Source organism: Shewanella sp. SW32 (assembly GCF_025653365.1).
GTDB lineage: Bacteria > Pseudomonadota > Gammaproteobacteria > Enterobacterales > Shewanellaceae > Shewanella > Shewanella oncorhynchi.
In genome coordinates, this window is sequence record NZ_JAKKSJ010000106.1 from 1 (window position 1) to 649 (window position 649).

The window sequence follows — 649 nt, forward strand, 5'->3', positions numbered from 1 at the left end:
GGAATCGCTAGTAATCGTGGATCAGAATGCCACGGTGAATACGTTCCCGGGCCTTGTACACACCGCCCGTCACACCATGGGAGTGGGCTGCAAAAGAAGTGGGTAGCTTAACCTTCGGGGGGGCGCTCACCACTTTGTGGTTCATGACTGGGGTGAAGTCGTAACAAGGTAGCCCTAGGGGAACCTGGGGCTGGATCACCTCCTTACCTATACGACTAACTTAATGTTTGTTGAGTGTTCACACAGATTTGCTTGATAGAAGAAAGAGTAAAAGATGGACCTAGTTAAATAGGTTTATCAAAGATGGGTCTGTAGCTCAGCTGGTTAGAGCGCACCCCTGATAAGGGTGAGGTCGGTGGTTCAAGTCCACTCTGACCCACCAATCCTTCCTTCTCAGCGYTGGAAAGTGACTCGTTTAGTGAACTAAACGTCGCCACTGTCCGCCTTGATAAGAAATGATTGGCAAACCAATCCTTTTAGAGGTTTGGAACATCTTACTTACTCGCACTGCATGTAAATGGGGCTATAGCTCAGCTGGGAGAGCGCCTGCCTTGCACGCAGGAGGTCTGCGGTTCGATCCCGCATAGCTCCACCATTTACACCTTATTCTGACTTTATTGCAAAGTAATAAGGCATATGCACTATGGAT

At 48.9% G+C, this 649-nt stretch carries 2 tRNA genes and 1 rRNA gene; all 3 read left to right on the plus strand.

Annotated elements, in window-relative coordinates:
* A 16S ribosomal RNA gene (locus L5M28_RS24040) occupies positions 1-206 on the plus strand; the annotation flags it as partial.
* Positions 207-305: 99 nt separating this feature from the next.
* Positions 306-382, plus strand: a tRNA-Ile gene (locus L5M28_RS24045).
* 137 nt (positions 383-519) lie between these two features.
* Positions 520-595: transfer RNA gene (locus tag L5M28_RS24050), tRNA-Ala, on the plus strand.
* Positions 596-649: the final 54 nt, after the last annotated feature.